The organism is Rahnella laticis, from assembly GCF_015644585.1.
Lineage (GTDB): Bacteria > Pseudomonadota > Gammaproteobacteria > Enterobacterales > Enterobacteriaceae > Rahnella > Rahnella laticis.
In genome coordinates this window covers 161595-182327 of the sequence record NZ_JADOBI010000011.1, presented here as the reverse complement: position 1 = coordinate 182327, position 20733 = coordinate 161595, and the positions used below count along the sequence as shown (strand labels likewise).

The window sequence follows — 20733 nt, the reverse complement described above, 5'->3', positions numbered from 1 at the left end:
CCTGGCGGCAACAGCGCGGTGGTCCCACCTGACCCCATGCCGAACTCAGAAGTGAAACGCCGTAGCGCCGATGGTAGTGTGGGGTCTCCCCATGCGAGAGTAGGGAACTGCCAGGCATCAAATAAGTGGAAAGCCCTGTACTGACGTACAGGGCTTTTTGCTATGGGAAATTTGGGAGAAGTATCGTGAATTTTGAAGGCAATATATCGCGTTCAGTCTCTTAATATTCAGGGTATATAGTTGCTTATCAATAGTGCGTCAGATGATAAGCGCTGTATCCGACGGCCGCACCTGCAATATCCCAGCTAAAGTCCTTCCAGCTCCAGCCACTTCCACCCGCACGGCTATCATAAAGCTCTTTTGTCGCTCCAAGGCCGACTGAAAATAACAAGCCGAACGAACGGCTGCGAGCTTCATTCCAGCCCTGATTATTTGCGTAGGCTGTGCCTGCCGCCGCTAATACCGCAGAGCCAACAAAGTGCTCGGCTTTGTCCTTGCCGGTCCATGGATCATTCGCGAAATGGGTACAACCGCTGCACAAAAATATAAGGCTGATGACGGAGAGTCTGACGGAAGAGGGGAAAAATGGCGTCATAAAATGGAATTCCAGATATAAAAAAGCCCGATCAAGACGATCAGGCTTTCAGTATAGCCAATTACAGAATTCGGCTGATTAATCTGTCGATTCGAATCCGCCGCAGACGGCGAATAAGTTTGCGTACTTTAACCGGATAATTAGGAATACTTTCCAGTTCCATATAATGGGAGACAACTTGCGTATGCTGGCGGATCTCTTCCAGCTCTTTTTGACGCTCAACCGCCATCTCTTTATGCGGATCGTGGATCAGAATGGCATTCTCCAGATCCAGTCGCCAGGCGCGTGGATTGAGATTATTCCCGGTGATCAGCTGCCAGCGGTCATCGACCCACATACCTTTCAGATGGTAACTATTATCCCCATCCTTCCATAGCCGGACAATTAATTGCCCGCTGTCGACAAAGCGTTGTAAGCGACTCAGAAAGCGGCGCAGATTGATTTCATACAAATAAGGCAAGGCGCCGATGATTTTAAAAGGCTGATCTTGCGGAATATAGAAATCGTTAGCGGTTTTATCACCCACAATAATTTCAACCTGCTTACCCCGGCGCAGCAAATGAATGATATTGCGCGCCAGCATTGCAGGCATATTGAAATATGGAGTACACAGCGTCAGCTTGTGATCGGTGCTGGCCATTAAATGGTGAATCGTGCGATTCAATTCATTCTGCTTGCCCAGACCTACAATTGGCGTGACTGCCAGTTCATCATTACCGGCGCTGTCTTTGAAATGATAACCACTGGTGCGCAAGGTTTGGCGAAACTGACGCGTTTCGTTCTTAATCTCAATACTTTTCGGACGATCTTCGCGATCGAGGCGCTGAACCGCTGCGGCAGTGAGGATCGATTTCTTCATAAAGTCGATCATCGTGTTTGCCAGCGCTTCATTGGTCAGCATCTGATAACGGTCATAACGGTATTTTTCGTGGCGATGCAGATAAACATCATTGAGGCTTGCCCCGCTATAGATGACTTGATCGTCAATAACGAAACCTTTAAGGTGCAGAACACCCAAAGCTTCACGCGTATTAACAGGAACGCCATACACCGGCACAGAAAGCTCCGGGTGTTCCTTAGCCATACGGCAATACCAGTCAGCATTAGTATTCGATGCCACCGCACCGATACGGCCACGCTGAGCGCGGTGCCAGTCAACCAGCACGCAGATCTCCAGTTCCGGTCGTTGCTGCTTTGCGGCATACAAAGCCGACAGCACGTCACGTCCGCCATCATCGTTCTCTAAATAGAGAGCAACCAGATAAATCCGTTGGGTGGCGTTGGCAATGGCTTCGAGCAGTGCCTTACGGAAATCGGCAGGGCAGTAGAGCGTTTTTACAGCACCAACTGTTTGGGGGAGTTTTGGCAGTTGAGCAAGGTGTTGTTGATGTTTATTACGTTTAAATTTTGACAACATCACAGTGCGCTTCTTCTCTCTTCAGGTAATGATTTTAGCGGCACCGACAAACTGTGGTGACCGCACAATCGGTCGATAATACCATTAGTCCTGCCGCATGTGCGCATCTTTTGCCTGTTCATCGCTCAGGCTCACGGTTTTCTGCTGTGAATTTCGGCGCTTTTCCAGTACCAGAGACAGATTAACAATTCCGTCCTGAATCTGAATATCGACGTCAAATCCCAGCTTTTTAGCCAGCGTAATCATGCCGCGGTTATTCGGCATCGTGATGCCCGCCAGACGTTGCAGGCCGTGCTCTGCGGCGTAATCAATCATCTTATCCAGCAGACGTCGTCCGAGCCCCAGACCTTTCAGATCAGAGCGTACCAGTACGGAGAATTCGGCATCGATATTGTCGGGATCAGAAACGGTTCGCGTGACCCCAATAATTTCGCTTTCTTCATTTTCTGTACGTACGGCGACAAACGCCATCTCACGGTCATAATCAATCTGCGTCATGTTCGCTAAATCTTCATGAGTGAACTCATTAATCTCACTGAAATAGCGGTAATACAGGTCTTCCTTAGTGACCTTCAGGATGAAAGCTTTCAGCAACGGCTCATCTTCCGGAAGAATCGGGCGGAACAACGCAGGCAGTCCATTCTTCAGTATAACGCGCTCTTCCAGCTCACGCGGGTAAGGCCGGATCGCCAGACGAGAAGGTATTTCTGCACTGCGCGTTGAAAGCTCTATCGACACATCGAGCAGACTCATCTCGCTGCCGGAAACCAGCAACGGATGAATATCCAGCCGTTCGATTTCCGGACAATCAATAATCAGGTTAGACACGTTAACAAGAAGCTGACTCAGGACGGGAATATCGAGAGGATGTAACGCATTGCGACCGCGTATTTTACCGCTCTTCAATGCCTGCACGACCTGGTAGCGCGCCAGCGTCATATTCAGGGGCGGAAGCGCAATGGCTGCCTGCCTTTCCGGACGCCAGTCAGTTCCGCCTTCGGTGAGCATAATCAGCGGGCCGAAGACCGGATCCTGCTCTACGACTACCCGTAATTCCTGAGAGCCTGGGCGGTTAGCCATCGTCTGTACCAGCAGACCCAGAATTCGCGCCTGCGGAAATGCCTGCTTAGCCCGGTCGAAAATGGCATTGGCCGCCTGTTCCACTTCGCTGGGCGTACGCAAATAGAGCATAACGCCCTGAACTTCAGAGTTATGCGGAATGTCCGGCGAACGCAGTTTCAGCGCAACGGGATAACCAATCTGGCTGGCAATATTTACGGCTTCAGCGCTGTCACTGGCGATCCACGTCGGCAGCACATTCATTCCGTAAGCCTGCAAAATCGCGCGGACTTCATGTGTATCAAGCTGCGTGGTGCCTTCTGCCAGCGTTTGTGCAATCAGTTTGTGAGCCTGATCGGTATTTTGTTCAAGGTCTGCTGGCAGCGCAGGCGTTTCTTTCAGCTGTTTCTGATTCCGGCGATATTCCACCATATGCATAAACGCCGTTACCGCGCCTTCCGGGGTGCGGTAAGTCGGGATCCCGGCGGTACTGAACAGCTTGCGCGCTTCCTGCGAGGAGTATTCCCCGCACCAGTTTGTCAGCAGCGTGATGTATTTCCCGCGCGGATGTTTTCGAACGGCATCTATCACTCCGCTTGCTGTTACTGTGCCGTGCGCTGCAGCACTTGGGGCGTGTATCACCAGCAGGGCGTCGTAATCCGTACTGTCGAGCAGCGTTGTTATCACCGACTGATAAAGCTGAGGTGTGGCGTCGTCATGCAAATCCAGCGGATTAGAGGCGGTAATGGTTTTCGGCAGAACGCCAGTCAGTGCTTTGCCCGTTTCATCCCCCAACTTTGCCAGTTTGCCGTTACGTAACAGCAACTGATCTAACGCCATCGCCGCCGGTGCAGCGCCGTTGCTGACAATGAGTAAGCGCTCACCGCGCAACGGACGCATATGGCTCAGGGTTTCGACGGCCGAAAACAGTTCATGCGTATCTTGTACGCGCAGCAAACCCGCACGTTGGATGGCGGCATCATAAGCCGCGTCGAGGCTGAGCGGGCTGTTCAGGAGTTGCTGAGCCTGCCCGCTGCGGCCACTTTTAATGACCAGAATCGGCTTGTTGCGTGATGCGCTGCGCGAAGCAGAAAGAAAACGCCGGGCATCGCTGATGTGCTCCAGATAAAGAAGGATGGCGCTGGTTTTGGTATCGCGGGCGAGGAAATCGAGCAGATCATCGACGTCGATATCCAGACTGTCGCCCAGTGAGATGAAATAGGAAAATCCGACGGCACGTTGCTGCGCCCAGTCAAGAATGGTATTGGCCACGGCGGCCGATTGCGAAATAAACGCGAGTTTGCCGGGCAGGATCGGCACCGGAGAAAAACTGGCATTCAGCTTTTGCCAGGGAGCAAGAATGCCGAGACTGTTTGGCCCAAGCAGCCGCATTGAAAAACGCTGAGCGCAGGCTTTCAGTTCCGAGAACTGGCCGGGTTGAGAGGAAAGTACGATGACAGTTTTGCAGCCGCGCTCGCCCAGCTGTTCCAGCAGCGCCATATTACGGTCTGCGTGCGTGCAGAGAATGGCGAGATCAGGCGACATCGGCAGACTGGCGACATCCTGCCAGGTCAGAACGCCACAGACTGCGCGGTAAGCCGGGGTGACCGGCAAAACAGGGCCGTTGAATCCGCTGTCGAGCAGATTGCGCATCATCAGATAGCCGGCGCGCCCCGGTTTATTACTGGCGCCGACGACTGCAATCGACTCAGGTCGTAATAGTGCTTCTAGTCCGCGCTGGCTCATCGTCTCTCCGATTCATCATGTTCCCATGATTCTAGAGGCTTTCTTCGTTCTTTGCTGTGAGCTGATGCACCGGATGATGGGGTTTTCCTGCCAGATATTGCGTGCGGAAATGGGTAAAGTGTCGTGATAAACCTGCAGACGCCTGTGTATCGCCGGCTTTTTCGAGCAACGCGGCGGCCACTTCAACTGTGCAATGCAATTCCGGTCGCGAGGCTTCACGCAGGATATAGCCGGAGCTGGCGCTTACATCCAGAGAGAATACCGGCAGATTATCCAGATACGGACTTTTGCGGAACATCTTGCGTGCTTCATTCCAGGTGCCGTCAAGCATGATAAACAGCGGCGGTTTACTGCCCTCGGGAACTTCGGTAAAGACCTGACGCGGCGGCGTTGCGAAAGACGCCGGAAAAACCACGTAAGGCTGGCGCGACGGTTCAGATATGGCATCCAGCAACGCCGGCTCGGTTTCCGTACGCGACCACAGAAATGCCTGTGTATCCGGCAAAACGTCCGCAATCAGGCGACCGGTATTGCTCGGCTTCATCGGTTCGGTGTCAAACATCACCAGACAGAAACGGCTGTTTGCCTGATGGATCTCACGCGTAGCGCAGATGCAGTGACGTTGAGGTAACAGGCATGCCTGGCAACGAATGGCGCGCGATCCCCTGGCCAGAAAAGGGCGGGTCGAGCGGGCTAAACGCTGCTCACGCAGGCGAAGGACGGCGTTGTCTGACATAAGCATTCCGGTATTCGAAAAGCGGCTATTTTAATCACCCGCGGTTCGCTGGCAAGCAGCATCTGCTGAACGTACAAAAAGGCCCGCGCTGAGGCGGGCCATCGGCAGGGCTTTATAACGGCTTATGCGTTACAATGATTCATTAAGCCAGTTGTTGAAAGGCGCTTTAGGCATTGCGCCGCTCAACATATCGACCATTTTGCCTTCATTGAACACCATAATGGTCGGAATACTGCGAATACGGAACCGCGCGCTCAGTTCGGGTTCTGCTTCGGTATTAACCTTAATGAAACGGATTTTACCGGCACGTTCCTGCGCAACATCTTCAAAAATAGGCGCGAAGTTCACGCACGGGCCACACCACGGTGCCCAGAAGTCGATGACAACCGGCAGGTCGTCCTGCAGATATTTGTCCAGCGTGGCGGCAGTGGCGTGAACCACATCGCCTTCAAAAAGTGCATGACCGCAGCGGCCGCATTTTGCGCCGTCGTCGATACGATCCTCAGGCAGGCGGTTGGTGGCCTGACATGATGAACAAATCGTATTCATAAAATAGCCTCTACATTGCTTAACGTGAGAATGGTATCAACCAGAACCCCGGCTTTACGCATAAAGCGGTAAACAAAACGGCTGATATGTTACTTGTATGTTGTAAGTATGGGGGCGCCACGTCACGTAAACAACGCGGTTTATTCAATGAATACGATAGTTTTTAGCTTTTGGTCGAAAGCCTGTGGCTTAGCTCACAGACATCAGGTAATCTTCGCGCCCTGCGCGTAGGTGGAGAGAAAAATGAACGATTCATTCAGTGGCAAGAACGGCAAAGTCAAAGTGATGTACGTCCGTAGTGACGACGACGGCGATAACCGCAACAACGATAAACGTCCTTCCAACAATAAAGGACGTCCGGGCGATAAACCTCGCCAGGGTTCCCGTCCTGACGATGCCCGCCGCAATGAGCGTCGCAGCAGCGATTCCCGTGGTGATTCACGCGGCCCTGCACCTCGTCGTGGTGATGATCGCCCGCGTCGTCCGGCACGTGAAGACGACGGTCCGTACTCCTCTCCGTGGAAAACTGTTTCCCGTGCACCGGCGGATGAATCTGTACCGGATCACGGTGGTATCAGCGGTAAAAGTTTCATCGACCCTGAACAGCTGCGTCGTCAGCGCCAGGAAGAAACCCGCGTTTACGGCGAGAATGCCTGTCAGGCGCTGTTTGCCAGCCGTCCTGACGCGATTGTTCGCGCGTGGTTTGTGCAATCAGTCACTCCGCGTTTCCGCGAAGCGCTGCGCTGGATGGCGGCAAACCGCAAAGCGTATCACGTGGTTGAAGACGAAGAGCTGGTGAAAGCTTCCGGCACGGAACACCACGGCGGCGTGTGTTTCCTGATTAAAAAACGTCAGGGTCTGGATGCAGAAACTTATCTGCAATCTGCTCCTGCGAAAGACTGTGTGCTGGCGCTGGAAAACGTCGGCAACCCGCACAACCTCGGCGGTATCATGCGTTCATGTGCGCATTTTGGTATCAACGGGATGATGGTTCAGGATCCGGCTCAGCTGGAATCCGGTGCCGCCGTGCGTACCGCTGAAGGCGGCGCAGAACACGTTAAAGCTATCAGTGCGGATAACTTCCTTGATGTGCTGGCGACCTTCCGTAAAGCCGGTTACACCATCGTGACCACGTCCAGCCACAAAGGGACGGCGCTCGGTAAAGCTGAGCTGCCTGCCAAAATGGTGCTGGTGCTGGGCGAAGAAAGCGACGGCCTGTCCGACAGCGCATGGCAGCAGGGCGACCTGAGCGTGTCTATCGGCGGTACGGGCAAAGTTGAAAGCCTGAACGTTTCCGTCGCGACCGGTATTTTGCTGGCTGAATGGTGGCGTCAGAATCAGGCGTAAATCCTGATTTTCACCCATAAAAAACGGACGCCCTGAGCGTCCGTTTTGCTTTCTGATGTTTACTGATTCGTGTTAACTGGCGACATGAAATCAGTGCGCACCACCGCCGCCACCGCCGCTGCTGAATGGCGGACGGGCGAACCAGATTAAAATCAGTAGTACCAGGAATGCCCCGCCGGATAACCAGAAAATCTCGTTAGCAGAGATGATAAGCCCCTGATTCGTAATTTCCCGCGCTATCCAGCCGGAAGCCTGCTGATGGCTCATGCCAATCCCTTCCAGCTGCTGATAAGTTTGCGTCGCCGCCGGGTTGTACGGTGTGATGTTTTCGGTCAGCTGCGCATGGTGCAGCGATTCCCGGTTCGACCACATCGTCGTGGTGATTGACGTCCCGATAGACCCCGCCAGCGTACGGATAAAGTTCGACAAACTGGAGGCTGCCGCCATACGTTCCGGCGGTAATCCCGACAGAATAATGGTGGTTAGCGGCATGAAGAAGCAGCCTACCGCAAAGCCCTGAATAAACTGCGGCCATGCAGAAGCACCAAAATCCATCCCCGGTTCAAAGGTATATGCACGCCAGAAGAAACAGTAGGCGTACATAATAAAGCTGAACGTCACCAGTTTTCGCATATCCAGACGGTGTGCGAAGCGGCCAATAATCGGCGACATCAGCACCGGCAGAATGCCTACCGGCGCGGACGCCAGACCCGCCCAGGTGGCGGTATAACCATAGACCTCCTGCAACAGCTGCGGCAGCAAAACAATCGCGCCGAAGTAGAGCATGTAGGCCAGGCTGATACACAGCACGCCGATGGTGAAGTTTCGCGATTTAAACAGCGACAGGTCGACTATCGGATGGTCATCGGTCAGCTCCCAGACTACCAGGAAGCACAACGCGATCACCGCCACGACCGCCAGTACGATAATTTCCGTCGAGTTAAACCAGTCCAGCTCCTTGCCCCGGTCGAGCATCACCTGCAATGCGCCGATGCCCAGTACCAGTAACACCAGCCCGACACTGTCGATCGGACGGATCTGCGTGGCGGTTTCGCGGCCTTTCAGGGTTCTCAGCGTCAGCACAACGACCACGATGGCGATCGGTACGTTGATGAAGAAGATCCATCCCCAGTGGAAGTTATCACTGATATAACCGCCGAGGATCGGCCCGCAAATCGGGGCGACGATCACAGTCATCGACCAGAGTGCGAGCGCGGTACTTCGCTTGGCTGGCGGATAGTTATTCAGTAGCAAACTTTGTGATAACGGGATCAGCGGACCTGCTACCACGCCTTGCAGCACACGGAAGAAGATCAGCATTTCCAAGCTGTTGGACATCCCGCAAAGCCAGGACGCGAGCGCAAACAGTATCGTGGACCACAGGAAAAGTTTGACCTCACCGATGCGCTTTGCCAGCCAGCCGGTGATGGGGATCGAGATGGCGTTTGCCACCCCGAACGACGTAATCACCCAGGTGCCCTGTGAGTTTGAGGCACCCAGATTCCCGGCGATGGTCGGGATCGCCACGTTGGCGATCGTCGAGTCCAGCACCTGCATAAAGGTGGCCAAAGACAAAGCCACCGTCATCCAGGCCAGCGGGGCGCCTACCAGCGGTTTATTTGCCACAGAGGCCTCCGGAGGTTTTAGCCCGCATTTGCGTGAATAACATCAGCAATGATGGCATTAGCCGGGGCCAGATCCAGTGTCAGAGCCGAAGTCTGATACAGCGGTTCGGAACGCACGGTATCGGCCAGCACCAGGCCATCACGGTTTTGAGTATCAACCGTCACCAGCGTGGACAAACCAATGCGCAGCGGATGTTCCGCAACTTCCTGATCGTTAAGCTCAATACGCACCGGCAGGCGCTGAACCACTTTGATCCAGTTGCCGGTCGCATTTTGTGCCGGAAGCAGTGAGAACGCTCCGCCGGTGCCCATATCCATACCGACCACTTTGCCGTGATATTTCACGTCATCGCCGTACATATCGCTGACGACGGTGGCAACCTGACCAATACGCATATTCGCCAGCTGAGTTTCTTTAAAGTTGGCATCAACCCAGATGTGATGAGCAGGAACAACGGCCATCAGAGACGTGGTCGGGCTGATTTGCTGTCCGATCTGAACCGCGCGACGGGAAACAAAACCGTCAATCGGGCTGCGGATTTTGGTACGTTGCAGGGCGAGCCATGCGTCACGAACCTGCGCGGCGGCCTGCAAAACTTGTGGTTGCTGATCAACCGGCGTGTTCAGCACCATCGCCTGATTCGCGTTGTATTGCTGCACGGCGACATCATATTGCGCTTTCGCGGTATCCACGGCGTCACGGGCGTGTTGAAGTTCTTCACGGCCAATGGCGTCAACGTTGCCCAGCACGATACGGCGTTTCAGGTCAGACTGCGCCTGTTGCAGTTGCGTCGCACGCAGCGCGATATTTGCCTGATACTGTTTGCCGTTGATGATCAGCTGATGCGTCTGGCGCACGCTGTTAGCCAGCGCCGTTTTAGAACGTTCGAACGCCTGTTCCGCATCGGTCGGATCGATAGTCACCAGCACGTCGCCTTTTTTGACAAAGTCGGTGCTGTCGAAATTGACGTCAGTCACGCTACCTGACACCTGCGCCATAATCTGAACCTGATTACCGGCAACATACGCATCATCGGTAGACTGGAAATGACGTAACACCAGCAGCCAGTAAAACAGGTAGGCGATGGCGATAATAATGAAAATCCCGGTTAACAAGAGCATCGCGACTTTGCGCGTTTTCTTCTTATTTTTCGGAGCTTGCGGCGTTGCCTGAGTTTCGGCATTTGCGCTCATGGTCTTCTCCACACTGAGTCTTTTATTATGATTTTTGGTTCGCAGCCGGGGCCTGATAGCCACCCCCGAGCGCACGAATGAGACTGATTTTTGCCTGCATCAGCTGACTGCTGGCGGTAAGTTGCGCCTGTTGCTGTTGCAGGAGCGCTGACTGGCTGGTTAACAGCTCATCCCGTCCGATGACGCCAGCGTTGTATCTTGCATCCGAAACGCGATACACCTCTTCCAGCGATTTAGCGGCAGAAGAAGCCTGCTGCAATTGTTCAACGCTGCTTTTCGAGAGGGTAATGGCATCCGCAGTTTGCTGGATGGCGCTCAGGATGGTCTGGTTATATGACTCAACGGACTGGTCATATAACGCGGACTCTTCGCCCAGTTTGGAACGCAGTGCGCCCGCGTGGAATATCGGCAGCGAAATCGCTGGGGTGATATTCCAGGCCTTGCTGGCTGCTTCCAGAAGATTTGGGCTGGTGCCGCCGTAGTTGGTGGTCGTCAGACCGCCAAAGGCGCTGATGGAAAGGCTTGGGTAGAACTCTTTTTTGGCCGCACTGACTCGCTGGGAATAGGATTCCACCAGATCACGCTGTGCAGTGATGTCCGGGCGTTTACCCAGCAAATCCAGTGTCAGCTCGCCAATCGGTGCCAGCGCTTCAGCCGGTGGCAATGCCACGGCGTGCAGCCCGTTCATCGCGTCAGGCCCCTGACCCGCCAGCGCGGAAAGCTGATGTCTCAGCTGTTCGGTCTGGGCTTTCAGGTTGATGATTTGCTGTTTAGCACTGTCGGCCTGAGCCTGGGTTTGTTGCGGAATTTCAATGCCATAGACACCGGCCTGATACTGCGCTTTGCGCAAATCCGCCAGATGCTGATTGTTATCCACTTCGTGTTGCAGAACATCCTGCAAAGCCAGATTGGCCTGCAACTGATAATAGGCTGACGCTACCGAACTGGTCAGCGTCAGCGCAGCTTCTGCCTGCTCGGCGCGGGCGGAATCCACCTGTGCTTTCGCGGCATTCACCTGATTGCGGTATTTACCCCACCAGTCAAACTCATAGCTCAGATTCAGCCCGAGGCTGTTGCTGTTGTCGTAGATTGGCGCTTCGGGATAGCTGGTCAGGAACGGCGGGATCGTGTTTTTCGCCACACGTTCACGTCGCATCGAACCGTTCAAATCCAGATAGGGGCCATTGGCTGCATCTGCTTCGCCCATCACGCTCTGCGCTTCGCGCACGCGAGCCGCGGCCTGACGCAATGACGGCGAGTTTTGCAACGTCGTGGTCATCAGGTTATCAAGCTGCGGGTCATTAAGACTACGCCACCACTGTGGGCCGATGGTCAGAGAACTGACTTTTGCCTGCTGCAGATGAAGCTGTTGGGTATCCAGCAGCGACGACTGAGGAGCAATATTATTACTGGAGGCGCAGCCAGCCAAAATCAAAACGGCAAACAGCGGCGTAAGCCTCCAGCGAGCTTGGAGTGACATGTGTGGTTTACCTGAACAGAAATTTAGAATTGTTGTAGTGCTGTCGCATCCATCTGATCAAGGCGAGTTAACAGTTTGCGCGTCAGGGTTTCTAACTGCTTCTGCTCATCTGCGTCCAGGGTTGACCAGAGAAAATGCAGGCTCTTATGTTGAGGCGGCAGTAACTTCTGGATAAAAGCTTCACCATCGGCCGTCAGGTGCAAATGCAGACACCGGCGGTCATTGTCGCTCTCACGACGTTCAATCCATCCGCGTTTTTCCAATTCATCCGCAATACGGGTGGCATTGGTGCGGGAAGAACCCAGCGCTGAGCTTAGCTCCGAAGGCTGAATACTGTGGCTTTCCTGCGCATCAAGCGTGATCAGGGCCATAAACAGCGTTTCGTTGATGCCTTGCGCTTTCAGCATCTTATTGCGGTTTTCCAGCAATTTACTTTGCATGTGCATACACAGGCGGGTCAGCAGGATTTCCTGATAAGGGAAATCTTTTTGCTTTTTAGCCCGGAAATTTAACATGTGTTCAATTGGCGCGAACGAACTGTCCATATGAGAAGCCTCATTAGTTACAGATGACATAGTAACGATGGTAATTAATAATATCAATGTCATGAATCACCAATTCTTTAGCAATTAGTGTGTTTCATAACTCCAGTGAATTATTCGATGTTTAAAGTATTCGGCAAAGTTTGCCCGGTTGTTGCCTTACGGTAAAAAACGACCTCAGCCCGCCAGCAGCATTACCTTGAACACCAGGCCGTAGACCACGGCCCCCGTCAGTGTTGCGATAATAATGCTTTTGGTTCGCCAGAAAATCAGTGCGAGCAGCACAAAACCGGCCAGTGAAGGCAGCAGTTTTTGTTGGTCGCGGAGAATTTCCGGGGTGCTGGACACCACCAGTAACGCACAGATTGAGGCGATACCGATGCTGTCGAGCACGCGGGACAGCGGGCCGCTTTTCAGCGTCCCCGACTTCTGCCGTGCGCCCATGCGCAGTGGCAAATATCGAAAGAGGTAATTGACGGCGCCGACCAGCAGGCAAACCAGAATGACATCAGTGCTCATCCGGGGTGACCTCCGTCGCGCTCGCTGAGGCTGCGGGTTGCAGCAGGGCGGCCAGACATCCGGCGCCGAGGCCGCATCCGATAGCGGCAGGAATCGACCAGAACAACAGCCCGCTGAGTGCACCGGCCAGCGAGGCAACAAACACCCTACTTTGCTGGCGCTTAAAAGCGGCGAGCAGGAAACTCAGGAAAAGGGCGGGCAGCATGAATCCGAGCGCGGCTTCAATGGCAGGGTAATTTTCCAGCGGGCCATTGCCGAAAAGTGCGCCGACGGCGGTGCCGAAAACCCACGAGAGCCAGGAAGAAAGCGCGATGCCACACATCCAGTTCTCGCTCCAGCTGCGTTTATCACGGACGAGTTTGGCGGTGGCGGCAGCAAAAACTTCGTCGGTCAGGCCAAACGCCCAGAGTGCGGTTTTTTTACCGCTGAGTTTTCCCGCAATACGGTTGCGCAGCGAAGGGCCGTAGAGAACATGGCGAACGTCCATGGCCATCACGGTAAGAGCGGAAACCCAGAGAGACATCCCGGCGCTGAGCAGCGCGGTGATCACAAACTGACTGGCGCCAGCATAGATAAGTATGGAGAACAGCAGACTTTCAGCGGGCGTGAAACCGAGTTTGACTGCGCTGAGGCCGAACGCAAAAGCGATAGGAAGATAACCAATCACGATAGGAAGGCTATCGGTAATACCTTGTGCGAAAGTGGAAACGCGGACGGGGTCAGGCGCTTCGAGATCAGGGTTGCTGTGCATGGGTATTTAAAACATTGTGAAAACCGGGAGGATGCCGGCGAATAATTTATGGCGTAAACATTACCAGACTGTAAGTATTGTTAACACCCTTTGGTTCAAATAAATTTCCAATATGATTATTCGCAAGCTAATCAGGAGGGGTGATGATTCCCTCCTGATGTAATTTCGTACGTTATCAGGCGAGCTTGTGTTTATACCCTTTTAGCCAGACCAGTAAATTCAGTACGCACATGATGGTGCCTGCCACCGAGACCCCATACCAGCCCGCGGTTTGATAAGCCGAAGCCGACACCAGAGACCCTACCGCGCCGCCAATAAAGTACGTTGTCATGTAGCCTGCAGTCAGGCGGTTACGCGCTTCCGGCATCGATTTGTAAATCACACTTTGGTTGGTGATGTGCACGCCCTGAACCGAAAGGTCCAAAACGATGATGCCGACGATCAGCGAGATCACCGAATGCTGACCGTAAGCGATCGCCGCCCAGGACAGTAAAAGCAGCACCAGTCCCGCCGTTGTTGTCAGATGCGCTTTGCCTTTGTCGGCCAGATGTCCGGCGCGTGTAGCCGCCAGTGCGCCCGCTGCGCCGACCAGACCAAACAGGCCAATCACCCCTTCGGAATAGTGATACGCCGGGCCAGCCAGCAGGAACGCCATCGACGTCCACAAAATACTGAAGTTGGCAAAACAGAACATACCAATCAGCGCGCGGGTGCGTAAAACCGGCGTGTGGATAAACAGGGTGAAAATGGATTTGAGCAGTTGCGGATAATTAAGATCCGTATGCTGCTGATGTTTGGGCAGTTTGCGCCACAAGACCAGTGCCATGATAATCATCAGCGCACTGGCAACCCAGTACACCGTCCGCCAGCCGCCGAGTGTCGCCAGTGCACCGGCAACCGTCCGGGCCAGCAGAATACCCAGCAACAGACCGGACATAATCAGCCCGACCACTTTGCCGCGCCGTTCCGGTTCAGCCAGCGTCGCCGCCAGCGGCACCAGAATCTGCGCCACCACCGAGAACAGCCCGGTCAGCGCCGTCCCCACCAGCATGATAGTCAGCGTCGGTGCCATCGCAGTGATCAGCAACCCTGCGGCGGAAAGCAGTGTCATCAGCACAATCAGGTTACGACGTTCAAACATATCGCCCAGCGGAACGATAAACATCAGCCCGCAGGCATAACCCAGCTGAGCGACGGTGACGATAAAACCGGCCTGATTAACGGAAAGGCTGAACGCACGCGCAATGGTTTCCAGCAGCGGTTGAGGATAATAGTTACTGGCAACGGCAAGCCCGGTGGCCACCGCCATCAGCATGATCAGCGCCGGGCTGAGCGGGGAATGTGTTGTAGTTTTTTTCATAATGAGAATCAACGGATCTTATTGAAGGGCAGGGAAATGCGAAAAAACGATTATCGTTTTGGTTGAAATATTAAACCAATGAATAGTTTTAATGGCAACTATCGGGTTTTGTAATAGCCATAAAAACAGGATGATATGCAGCAGGAGAATGTTCCTGCTGCAAGGTATTCAGGCCAGCAATTCTTTCCGTGCCGCCATCGCCAGAAAATGGCTGCGATCGCGATAGGAAGGATGCTCTTTCACTTTGTTATCAATACGTTTGATCAGCGTATCGGGCAGAGAAATATTAATGCGATGGGCTTTTCCTTCAAATTCTGAGAGATCGATGTCAATCAGAAACCAGGTATCAAAGCCGGCATACTCAGGATTGGCCGCATAGACTAAATGCCCGGCATCGAAAATATCATCCACTACGTATCTTTCGCTTTCGAGCAGATCCTCCACCGTCATCAGGATTGCCTCACGCACCATTGGCGCAATTTCTTCACGCGTATCCGCCGCGGAAAAGCATCCATAGTCAAATGCGGTGAATGCGGGCACCACCATGCCGTAAGCTGTTTTGTCATCTTTAGGCGTTTCAAGACCGACTGAAAAGAACATGTTCAACCTCCCGTTGCAGGATCATATCCCTGCCATTTTCTTAATGGATTTGAGAGTTCCCATAGGTAAATCATTCTTAGGGTGTGGAACAGGAAAGGTTTTGTTGGTGATGGGCGACCACCAAATCTGATGACTTCCTCACCGGTGACGCTTGAGTTCACAACCCGCCGCAAGCAGCTCTTTAGTCAATTCCGTCGATTTCATGGGCTCTCCTTGATGATATGTAGTTATACACACTAATACACACACCAGCAATTGAGCATAAAAAACGGGCGGAGATTTCTCTCCGCCCGCGGGTTTTACTGCGTTATTTTTCGCTTACTTCGCGGCAGCAGCGGCTTCTTTCACCCAGCCATCGAACTCTTCCTGGTGGGCTTTAATCCAGCCGTCGGTCTGCGCATCGATATCAGCATCCGAGTTTTTACCGGCGTGCATCGCAGCATTCTGCGCATTGATGTCTTTCAGCGGTAATTTCATGATGGCAAACAGCTTCGCGGCGGCCGGGTTTTTCTCAGCCCAGGCTTTGTTTGCCACGATATGCATAGTGCTCACCGGGAAACCGTAGTTCTTGCCGTTTGGCAGTTTGGTATCGGCGTTTTTATCACCCGGCACGACGGAGAACGGCACCTGCATCCACAACACATCTTTGCCCGGGATCAGCACATTGCTGACCCAGTAAGGCGTCCAGGTGTAATAGAAAATCGGTTTGCCTTCTTTGTACCGCGTAATGGTGTCGGCGATCATCGCGGAATAGTTACCCTGATTATGTGTCACGGTTTTTTCCAGACCGTACGCTTTCAGCTGTTCGTTCAGTGCGGCTTCACAGCCCCAGCCCGGCGTACAACCGGTCAGATCAGCTTTGCCGTCGCCGTTGGTATCAAACAGCTTGGCAAGTTTCGGATCTTTAAGCTGTTCGATGTTGGTGATGTGATACTGCTCGGCGGTTTTCTTATCGATAAGCCAGCCTTGCGCTGCGCCGGTCACATACGTCCCTTCACGATAGAAAACTTTATCGCCACCGGCGGCTTTGTACATTTCATCATGCAGCGGTGACCAGTTCACGGCGGTAAACGTGGCGTCACCGGCGGCAATGGTGGTGTAGCCGACGTTGTAATCCACTTCACGGGTCGGCTGAACGTCGTAGCCCAGTTTTTCCAGCGCCTTATTCACCAGCTCCGTCTGGAAGGTTTCTTCGCTGATGGTGCTTTGAATCGGTGTCACGCTGACGCCTTTACCCGGAAGATCGGCGGCGAACGTTGTGGCTGTGGCAAATGTGGTGAGGGCGGCAACCGCCCAGATTCCTGTCTTTTTCATAAATTCCTCTGAGATTTTCATCGGTTATTTCGTGGCGGCTGCGGCGGCCGCTTCTTTGATCCAGCCATCAAACGTGGCCTGGTGTGCTTTGATCCAGCCGTCAACGTGCTGCTGGATATCATCAGAAGAGGATTCCCCTTCGTGCATCTTCAGGTTTTGCGCGTTCACGTCCGCCAGCGGCAGTTTCATGATGGCGAACAGTTTCGCGGCGGCCGGGTTTTTCTCAGCCCAGGCTTTGTTCGCCACGATGTGTTCGTTGTTGACCGGGAAACCGTAGTTTTTGCCGTTCGGCAGCGTGGTATCCATGTCTTTCAGCGAGCCCGGATTGGCCGAGAACGGCACGGTCAGCCAGACCACGTCTTTGCCCGGTTTCATCTCGTTGCTCACCCAGTAAGGCGTCCAGGTGAAATACAGCACTGGTTTGCCGGATTTATAGCGGGTCAGCGTATCGGCAATAATCGCCGAATAGTTGCCTTCGTTCTGTGTGACGGTGTCGCTCAGGCCGTAGGCTTTAATCTGCGTATTGATGACGGAGCCGCATACCCAGCCCGGATTACAGCCGGCCATATCGGCTTTGCCGTCACCGTCGGCGTCAAACAGCCTGGCGATTTTAGGGTCTTTCAGCTGCGACAAATCGTGAATGTGGTATTTGTCGGCGGTTTTTTTGTCGATCAGATAACCCTGCGCTGCGCCGCTGATATAGGTGCCCTGACGGTAGAATTTCTGGTCGCCACCGGCGGCGTTGTACATATCTTTTTGCAGCGGTTCCCAGTTCACCGCCATGTACGTCGAATCGCCGCTGGCGATGGCGGTGTACGCGACGTTGTAATCCACTTCACCGGTTTGCTGAACGTCATACCCCAGTTTTTGCAGGGCGCGGTTAACCAGTTCGGTCTGGAACGTTTCTTCCGCAATGGTGCTTTGCAGAGGTTTCACGACCACGCCTTTGCCCGGTAAATCAGCGGCGAAAGCGGCGGGTGTGGCGATCGATAATGCGAGGACGAGTGTTTTTAGTTGTGTTGTGCGCATGGTGAACCCTTATTCTTGCTGGTGAATACGTAAGAGTGGACTGCGTTGTTTTAGCTTTTGAGAGTTCCCGGCAGCGAACCGCCGGGAAAAGTGCAGTGTGTGAATCAGGCTTTTTTGACGAAAGGCTTCATCACCAGACCAACCGGTCCGCGGGTGAACCAGCGGTGGCCGCCTTTGCTGCGGCTGTCGCGGCCCATAGACTGCGTCAGGCGGTCGAGGATGATGGCGAGAATAACGATACCCGCACCACCGACCGACGCGAGGCCCATATCCAGACGGCCAATCCCGCGCAGAACCATCTGACCCAGACCACCGACGGCGATCATCGAGGCGATAACCACCATCGACAGCGCCAGCATCAGCGTCTGATTAATACCGGCCATGATGGTCGGCATCGCCAGCGGAAGCTGAACCTTAAACAGCATCTGGCTTGGGCTGGATCCGAAGGATTTCGCGGCTTCGATCAGATCTTCCGGTACCTGGTTGATCCCCAGAATCGTCAGACGCACGACCGGTGGCAGGGCGAAGATAATGGTGACCACAACCCCCGGCACGTTACCGATACCAAACAGCATCACGATCGGCACCAGATACACGAACGCCGGAGTGGTCTGCATGGCATCGAGCAGAGGCCGGATAATTTTTGCCGCCCGCTGACTGCGCGCCAGCCATATCCCCATCGGCAAACCGATCAGAATACAGAAGAACAGCGAGGTCAGAACCAGCGCCAGCGTCACCATGGCCTGTGACCACGCGCCGATTGCGCCGATCAGAACCAGAGAAACCAGCGTGGCGGCACCCATGCCTAAACCCGCCATCTGCCAGGCGAGCAGGGCGAAAATCAGAATCGCAATGGGCGCGGGTAGTGATTCCAGCCCGCTTTGAAAACCGCTCAGCACGAAATCGACCGGCACGCGGATCCCCTGGAATACCGGACGGAAGTTGCCAACCAGCCAGTCGATCCCGTTGGTTACCCAGTGGTCGAGCGGGATCAGCGTGCTGTGAAACGGATCCAGAATATTGAAATGCTGATGCTGTTCCGGTGCGACGCTCAGCCAGTCGTTGGCCTGTGCGGCGGCGTGGTGCGTGGTGTCCGGTGCGCTGGTTGCGGCATCGCTGCTGCCGCCCCACGGATCGCCACCGGCATCGGCGGGTGCGGAACTGGCTGCTGCGTCAGGCTGCGGCGCAACGCCACCGCTGGCGTTATCGGCACTCCACGGATCAACGGATGCATCCAGTGGCTGAGCCTGAGCCGCCTGCGCGTGCTGAAGAACTGTATGGTTTATGGTTGAGTTGCTCATTCGTTACCCCCTTCTTTATCCAGAGCCTGAAGCAGCATGGCTTTGGAAATAATGCCGATATAGTTATTGTCCTCATTGATCACCGGTACGGCGCAAGGCGCGGCGGCAACATGAGAAATCAGTTCGCTGAGCGGCATGTCTGCCTGCACCGGTGCCGGAGATTCCAGCAGTGCGCTTTCCAGCGGCTGATTAGCTTTCAGCGCGGTTTTCAGGGATTCAATCGACACGACGCCGATGAATTTCTGTCCGCGTTCCAGCACATAACCATATTCGCGGTCTTCGTCTTCGAGCAGCTTGAGCGCAGCACGCGGACCAAAACCGGGGGTTTTACGAATGAGCGCGCCACGACGGCGGGCAATGTCTTTGGCGCTGAAGACCTGACTGATATCGACACCACGGAAGAAGGTGCGGACATAGTCATTGGCCGGATTATTGAGGATATCTTCCGGCGTACCGACCTGAACCACTTCGCCGCCCTGCATAATCGCAATGCGGTCGCCGATGCGCATGGCTTCGTCGAGGTCATGGGAAATAAACACGATGGTGCGCTGATGCTGCGCTTGCAGCTTTACCAGCTCATCCTGCATTTCGGTACGGATTAACGGATCGAGCGCCGAGAAGGCTTCATCCATCAGCAGAATATCAGGGTTATTGGCCATCGCACGAGCTAAGCCGACGCGCTGGCGCATCCCCCCGGACAATTCATCCGGATAAGAATTGGCATAGTTTTCCAGCCCCACCTGGCGCAGCGCATCCAGCGCTTTGGCATTTCGCTCTTCCACCGGCACACCGGCCAGCTCCATACCAAACGCCGTATTATTCAACACGGTCAGGTGTGGCATCAGCGCAAACGACTGAAATACCATACTGATTTTACTGCGACGCACCTGGCGTAATTTTGATTCTGAGATTTTGGCGATGTCTTCGCCGTCAATCAGCACTTCGCCGCGGGTGGGCTCTATCAGACGATTGAGAAGGCGTACCATGGTGGATTTACCGGAACCGGATAACCCCATGATGACGAAAATCTCGCCTTCTTCAATGGCCAGACTGGCATCTTTAACGCCAAGTGACAGACCGGTTTTCTCAAAAATTTCTTCTTTACCCTTGCCTGCGTCAATCATCTTGAAAGCGCGATCCGGGTTCTCGCCAAACACCTTATAAAGATTTTTTACTTCGATTTTAATTGCCATGCAATATGCATTCCTTGGATATAAATAGCCGTATCGGCTTGATGTCTAATTTTTCTGTTGAAACGTATAGTTTTTTGCCTGTTACAAAATAGTGAACGCTTTATACCCTAACACACCAAAATTCTGAGACAAGTCTCAATGTTTCTCATGAATATTCATGGTTGTGTTTCTGGTGGCGTATTTTTATGTATTGTGCGCGTCTAATTTACGTCAGCTCGGGTTGACATTTAATGACAATTTCAATGGCGCTGTAATTATTGTTGTACACCTAATTATTTGATGCGTGCATTTTGCAGAATATATAATTAAAGCATTGATTTTGAATGGATTAATGACTTCTTGTTTTGTGTGGTTTTTGATGGTTTAAATAGTGTGG

The 20733-nt window shown here is 53.6% G+C and carries 18 protein-coding genes, 1 rRNA gene and 1 pseudogene; 2 read left to right on the top strand and 18 right to left on the bottom strand.

The window, feature by feature from the left end; genetic code table 11:
* Positions 1-116, top strand: a 5S ribosomal RNA gene (rrf, locus tag IV433_RS21065).
* Between the two features lie 131 nt (positions 117-247).
* Here the strand turns inward: rrf and IV433_RS21060 are convergent.
* The 5 genes from IV433_RS21060 to trxC form a co-directional block, all read right to left on the bottom strand.
* Positions 248-595 carry a YfiM family lipoprotein gene (locus tag IV433_RS21060; RefSeq protein ID WP_195815664.1) on the bottom strand — a complete coding sequence of 116 codons (348 nt, stop codon included), beginning with the start codon at positions 593-595 and terminating at the stop codon, positions 248-250.
* 61 nt (positions 596-656) lie between these two features.
* Positions 657-2012 carry a CDP-diacylglycerol--serine O-phosphatidyltransferase gene (gene pssA / locus IV433_RS21055; RefSeq protein WP_195815779.1) on the bottom strand — a complete coding sequence of 452 codons (1356 nt, stop codon included), beginning with the start codon at positions 2010-2012 and terminating at the stop codon, positions 657-659.
* 84 nt (positions 2013-2096) lie between these two features.
* Positions 2097-4817, bottom strand: a complete 2721-nt coding sequence (locus tag IV433_RS21050; RefSeq protein WP_195815665.1) for a bifunctional acetate--CoA ligase family protein/GNAT family N-acetyltransferase — start codon at positions 4815-4817, stop codon at positions 2097-2099.
* A gap of 31 nt (positions 4818-4848) precedes the next feature.
* Positions 4849-5553, bottom strand: coding sequence for a tRNA-uridine aminocarboxypropyltransferase (locus tag IV433_RS21045; RefSeq protein WP_195815666.1), 705 nt, complete (start codon positions 5551-5553; stop codon positions 4849-4851).
* A gap of 129 nt (positions 5554-5682) precedes the next feature.
* Positions 5683-6102, bottom strand: a complete 420-nt coding sequence (trxC, locus tag IV433_RS21040; protein ID WP_104924510.1) for a thioredoxin TrxC — start codon at positions 6100-6102, stop codon at positions 5683-5685.
* A 243-nt stretch (positions 6103-6345) separates the two neighbouring features.
* On the opposite strand from trxC, the gene IV433_RS21035 reads away from it, so the two are divergent.
* On the top strand, positions 6346-7449 hold the full coding sequence (locus IV433_RS21035) for a tRNA/rRNA methyltransferase (RefSeq protein ID WP_152324846.1): 1104 nt from the start codon (positions 6346-6348) through the stop codon (positions 7447-7449).
* Between the two features lie 90 nt (positions 7450-7539).
* Here IV433_RS21035 and emrB read toward each other — a convergent pair whose 3' ends face one another.
* From emrB to proV, 13 genes and pseudogenes are all read right to left on the bottom strand, one after another.
* Positions 7540-9075: a multidrug efflux MFS transporter permease subunit EmrB gene (emrB, locus tag IV433_RS21030; RefSeq protein ID WP_152324847.1), complete on the bottom strand. Its 1536-nt coding sequence runs from the start codon at positions 9073-9075 to the stop codon at positions 7540-7542.
* A 17-nt stretch (positions 9076-9092) separates the two neighbouring features.
* A complete protein-coding gene (gene emrA, locus IV433_RS21025) occupies positions 9093-10268 on the bottom strand; it encodes a multidrug efflux MFS transporter periplasmic adaptor subunit EmrA (RefSeq protein WP_195815667.1) in 1176 nt (391 codons plus the stop codon).
* 25 nt (positions 10269-10293) lie between these two features.
* A complete protein-coding gene (locus IV433_RS21020; protein ID WP_195815668.1) occupies positions 10294-11748 on the bottom strand; it encodes an efflux transporter outer membrane subunit in 1455 nt (484 codons plus the stop codon).
* Positions 11749-11771: 23 nt separating this feature from the next.
* Entirely contained in the window at positions 11772-12293 is a 522-nt protein-coding gene (gene mprA / locus IV433_RS21015; protein ID WP_152324850.1) for a transcriptional repressor MprA, read from the bottom strand.
* 174 nt (positions 12294-12467) lie between these two features.
* On the bottom strand, positions 12468-12809 hold the full coding sequence (gene ygaH / locus IV433_RS21010) for an L-valine transporter subunit YgaH (RefSeq protein WP_195815669.1): 342 nt from the start codon (positions 12807-12809) through the stop codon (positions 12468-12470).
* A complete protein-coding gene (locus tag IV433_RS21005) occupies positions 12799-13560 on the bottom strand; it encodes an AzlC family ABC transporter permease (RefSeq protein ID WP_195815670.1) in 762 nt (253 codons plus the stop codon). The genes ygaH and IV433_RS21005 overlap by 11 nt, the downstream gene beginning before the upstream one ends.
* A gap of 175 nt (positions 13561-13735) precedes the next feature.
* A complete protein-coding gene (locus IV433_RS21000; RefSeq protein WP_195815671.1) occupies positions 13736-14920 on the bottom strand; it encodes an MFS transporter in 1185 nt (394 codons plus the stop codon).
* Between the two features lie 168 nt (positions 14921-15088).
* On the bottom strand, positions 15089-15520 hold the full coding sequence (locus IV433_RS20995; protein ID WP_195815672.1) for a type II toxin-antitoxin system HicB family antitoxin: 432 nt from the start codon (positions 15518-15520) through the stop codon (positions 15089-15091).
* Between the two features lie 21 nt (positions 15521-15541).
* A pseudogene (locus IV433_RS20990) lies at positions 15542-15724 on the bottom strand (type II toxin-antitoxin system HicA family toxin).
* A 114-nt stretch (positions 15725-15838) separates the two neighbouring features.
* Positions 15839-16834 carry a glycine betaine/L-proline ABC transporter substrate-binding protein ProX gene (proX, locus tag IV433_RS20985; RefSeq protein WP_195815673.1) on the bottom strand — a complete coding sequence of 332 codons (996 nt, stop codon included), beginning with the start codon at positions 16832-16834 and terminating at the stop codon, positions 15839-15841.
* 24 nt (positions 16835-16858) lie between these two features.
* Positions 16859-17863: a glycine betaine/L-proline ABC transporter substrate-binding protein ProX gene (proX, locus tag IV433_RS20980; protein ID WP_195815674.1), complete on the bottom strand. Its 1005-nt coding sequence runs from the start codon at positions 17861-17863 to the stop codon at positions 16859-16861.
* 104 nt (positions 17864-17967) lie between these two features.
* Complete coding sequence (gene proW / locus IV433_RS20975) at positions 17968-19164, bottom strand: glycine betaine/L-proline ABC transporter permease ProW (protein ID WP_195815675.1); 1197 nt, start codon at positions 19162-19164, stop codon at positions 17968-17970.
* Positions 19161-20357, bottom strand: coding sequence for a glycine betaine/L-proline ABC transporter ATP-binding protein ProV (gene proV, locus IV433_RS20970; protein ID WP_195815676.1), 1197 nt, complete (start codon positions 20355-20357; stop codon positions 19161-19163). Before proV ends, proW begins: the two co-directional genes overlap by 4 nt.
* Between the last annotated feature and the right edge of the window lie 376 nt (positions 20358-20733).